A 3965-nucleotide genomic window follows, 5' to 3' on the forward strand; every position below is an offset into this window, starting at 1 on the left:
TCACTTTGCTCTTGTTCATTTCCTTCTTCTATGTCCGTTTGCTCGTTATATTGCTCACCCCCGTTTATCTCTTCTAGAATAGGTTCATTATTTTCATTATGATCTATTTCATTCGCCTTTGTTTTCGTAATTTGTTCTGTCAGTTTCACAATTACACACCGCTGTACATGCTGAAGCTTATATAAATCCAAATGTTGAATATATAATAACGGTTTATTTTTCGCTTTCTTTATTTGTTTCCTCGTCATCTCCAAGCCCCCTTTTTTCTAGAACGTACATCATTACAGTTATATTCACCCATGGCGAAGAAGTTTCGTTAAAAATAGCTTCTTTATCTATCTTCAAAAAACACTTTGCTTATTTCCTTAAAATTAGGAGTTTGTCTATAACATTTTTTATAAAGTTATAATAAACAAAACTAGCTCCTTACTCGTAATCTCAAAGGTTAATTTGGTTAGACTGCATTACGATAACAAACCAAATTAGAGCTACATTACGAAAGAAGCTAGTTTATTATGAGGGATATTACAAAACTTGTAGATTTAGACGTTTCAAAGGAAAAAATTGCTGTCGGCTAATAAAAGAAGAAATGCACTTAAGGATCCAAATCAAAGAGACGCTATTCGTCTCGCTTAATGATTTCGTGCAGAAGAATTAACTTTTGTTTATTCTTTACGGAAGAAAGAAACTGTTTCTTCAAGACCTCGAAGCAATGAAAATTGCGGCTCCCAATTTAAATGTTTTCTAGCTTTATTGTTTAACAGAGAGCTAGAAATAATGTCTCCCGCTCTTCTCTCCTTGTATATTCTCTTATCTTTTATTTTCATTACACTACAGATTATATCTAGCAGTTCATTGACTGAAATTTCTTGATTCGAACTAATATTACATATTTGATTGTCAGCATGCCTAAGAGCCAAGAAGTTAGCATATGCTACATCTTTAACAAAAATAAAATCTCTTGTTTGTTTTCCGTCACCATATATAATTGGACTCTCATTCTTTAATAATCGGTCAATGAAAATGGAAACAACACCAGCTTCCCCATTTGCATCCTGCCTTGCGCCATACACGTTGGAATATCTAAGAATTGTATACTTTAAACCCGAAAGCTTTGCGAATAATTGAATATAAGCTTCACTGCTCCATTTCGATAAACCATAAAATGATAATGGATTAAGTTCATGATCCTCATCAATAGGTAAATATTTAGGATTCCCGTATACAGCAGCAGTTGATGCGTGGATAATTTTTTTCACATTATACTTCACACAAGATTGCAAAATATTTATGGTTGCCATAATATTTTCACTGCAATCATAAAGTGGCTGTTTTACAGATTCCTGCACAGATACTTGTGCCGCTTGATGGATTACAACATCTGGTTTTTCTATCCTGAAAATTTTATCAATGCCGGGATCACGTATATCAAAATAATAAAAAGTAGCTCCTGATGGAATATGATGCTTATGACCAGTAGCTAAATTATCGATAACCACTACCTCTATATTATTTTCCAATAAAGACTCAACAATATGCGAACCAATAAATCCTGCTCCTCCTGTCACTAAAACCTTCAACTATTTCTCCCTCCCTCAAAGTTACATTTCCTAGCATATAAGAATATCTGTTTATTTCATTCACGAATTATTAATTTCTAAAACATTGATATTGTTACAATTTATGTAAACGATACACATTTTGCTACAATTAGGCGCTTTTCTTATTTTTAGTTAAATTAGTATCTTGTCTATAACGTTTTACTTATTTTTTTCATTAAATAGAATGAGAATGTACAAAGGAGTGAAAATATGAGTTGCGAAAATTACTTTTCTCTTCCATTGAAGGAATTACCTGCCTTTGGGATTGCTTTTAACACAGAGGCTCAAAAAGTTTCCGCAAACCAGCCGCTTTCTTTACCAGACAATAATTCTAATCCAAGCGTATCTATTCCTGTTCTTCTTGATGTAGAAAATACTGGGGTGGGCCTTCGCGTCCAAAGATCTGGTATATATCAGCTTAGCTATACATTAACAGTCTCTTTAGATAATGTTCCAGCTCCACTTGAGGGTCGTGAATCTGCTATATTTTTCTTAACATTAAATGGTACCACTCTTGCTAATGCTATCGCTGGCTCTGGAACAGCGGTACGCACAACTTTCAATAGCACAGGTCTAATTGTAGTAACAAGCAGCGTAATTTTGACTAACTTATATATAGATGACTTAATACACATTGTCCCAACAGATATAGATGACCCATTAAAAACTATAGATATTCGTTCTGCTAATTTAACAGTAACACAAATCGCCTAAAAACAAGGCCAACTCATATATTGTGAGATGGCCTTATTTTTTCATTTAAATGGAGAATCAATTTATCACATGTTTAACATTTCTCATTATGAATTTTCTTACAAAGTAATTCATTCTTGTGTATTGTCTTTGAATAAATTCCGAAAATATTCTCGGTTATACTTCACCGAAGCATGGTCCGGTACATATACTGCCGCTTGTTCATTATGATAATTCGCTTTCTCATCATCCCCTAGCCGACTATAACAAACACATAGCTGTAAATGGGGAACCCATGTATAAGATGCATAGTCTATAAATCCAGTAGAATTTTGAAACGGGACAGTAATCGCCATCTCATACCAAAAGGTCGCTTGTTTATAATCTTCTTTTTCCATAAATATGTGACCTACACGACAACAAATTTCTCCTCTTGGAACGTCGTATTGAAAAGAACGGAAACATGCTTGCAGTGCTTCTTCCGACTTTTGCAGTTGCTTATAGCAATCTGCTAATTTCCCGCATGCATGTATACAATCTTCCAGCCACCCTGCTTTCCCATCTAAAAACTGGTTATATAAATCAATTGCCTTTTCATATTTTTTATGATCCACACATTCATTAGCATAATAAACGATATCCCTCGGTGTAAACGTTCTTCCTTCTCGGAGTGCCTTCTCGAAAATTCGAAGATTACGATCGGTATGTTCTTTTTCTTTCTTATGCATAATGGCTATATCGCTTTTCATTATATTTCCATAAACAGCTAAATATTCATGGACAAATCCAATCCACTGGAAATTTTTCATCCGCTTTACTAGACGATTTCGAACAGAACTGTAAGTAGGGTCTCCATTTTCATCAACCGCAAGATAATACGACATCGAAACGGCATCTATATTAGAATCCAAGATTTCTTTCAATTGTAACAACTTATCTATTTCTGTTTCCACTAAAATATCATCAGCGTCTAACCACAAAATATAGTCCTTCGTTGCTTTAGAAAACGAAAAATTTCGAGCAGCTGCAAAATCATCGATCCATTCAAAATCATAAATATAAGGAGTATACGCTCTAACAATTTCTTTCGTTTGATCCGTTGAACCCGTATCCACAATAATGATCTCATCAACAACCTCTTGTACGGATTCTAAACATCTAGCAATTGTCTGTTCTTCATCCTTCACAATCATACATAAGCTAATTGTAATGCTCTCCTTTACCAAAGTCCTTCCTCCTTTCCCCTTGTAGTATATGAAAAAAGAAAAGAAAAATTTACTGGTATGGACACATTACATTCCAATATACCGTTTTTAAAATATGCAAAACAACTATATCATTTCGATTCTCTTCTGCATTTAATATATTGAAAAGCTTATGGAGGTGAATACATGAAAAACGACAAATTTGCGAATCAATTTCATCCAATAGAGTATATTGTTTCTGCTGTAATGGGACCGACGCTTCCACCAGTTCCACCTGGACCACCAGGAGGGCCGACTGGGCCGACTGGGCCTACCGGGCCTACTGGCTCTACCGGATCTCAAGGGCCTACTGGCTCTCAAGGAACTACTGGTGCTCAAGGACCTACTGGTGCTCAAGGACCTACCGGATCTCAAGGACCTACTGGTGCTCAAGGAACTACTGGTTCACAAGGACCTACCGGTGCTC

At 35.4% G+C, this 3965-nt stretch carries 5 protein-coding genes; 2 read left to right on the top strand and 3 right to left on the bottom strand.

The window, feature by feature from the left end; translation table 11 throughout:
- Window positions 1-248, bottom strand: a 248-nt coding sequence (locus V7024_RS11365) for a hypothetical protein (RefSeq protein ID WP_335519766.1), incomplete at its 3' end; no start/stop codon positions are given.
- Window positions 249-665: 417 nt separating this feature from the next.
- Window positions 666-1580 carry an NAD-dependent epimerase/dehydratase family protein gene (locus tag V7024_RS11370; RefSeq protein ID WP_335519769.1) on the bottom strand — a complete coding sequence of 305 codons (915 nt, stop codon included), beginning with the start codon at window positions 1578-1580 and terminating at the stop codon, window positions 666-668.
- A 231-nt stretch (window positions 1581-1811) separates the two neighbouring features.
- Here V7024_RS11370 and V7024_RS11375 point away from each other — a divergent pair, with 231 nt between their 5' ends.
- A complete protein-coding gene (locus V7024_RS11375) occupies window positions 1812-2315 on the top strand; it encodes a hypothetical protein (RefSeq protein WP_335519772.1) in 504 nt (167 codons plus the stop codon).
- Window positions 2316-2425: 110 nt separating this feature from the next.
- Here V7024_RS11375 and V7024_RS11380 read toward each other — a convergent pair whose 3' ends face one another.
- Window positions 2426-3487 carry a glycosyltransferase family 2 protein gene (locus tag V7024_RS11380; RefSeq protein WP_335519778.1) on the bottom strand — a complete coding sequence of 354 codons (1062 nt, stop codon included), beginning with the start codon at window positions 3485-3487 and terminating at the stop codon, window positions 2426-2428.
- 198 nt (window positions 3488-3685) lie between these two features.
- Here V7024_RS11380 and V7024_RS11385 point away from each other — a divergent pair.
- A partial coding sequence (locus V7024_RS11385) for a hypothetical protein (RefSeq protein WP_335519775.1) occupies window positions 3686-3965 on the top strand: 280 nt, incomplete at its 3' end.

Source organism: Bacillus sp. JJ864, from assembly GCF_036963045.1.
In the GTDB taxonomy this organism is placed as follows: Bacteria; Bacillota; Bacilli; order Bacillales; family Bacillaceae_G; genus Bacillus_A; species Bacillus_A pseudomycoides_C.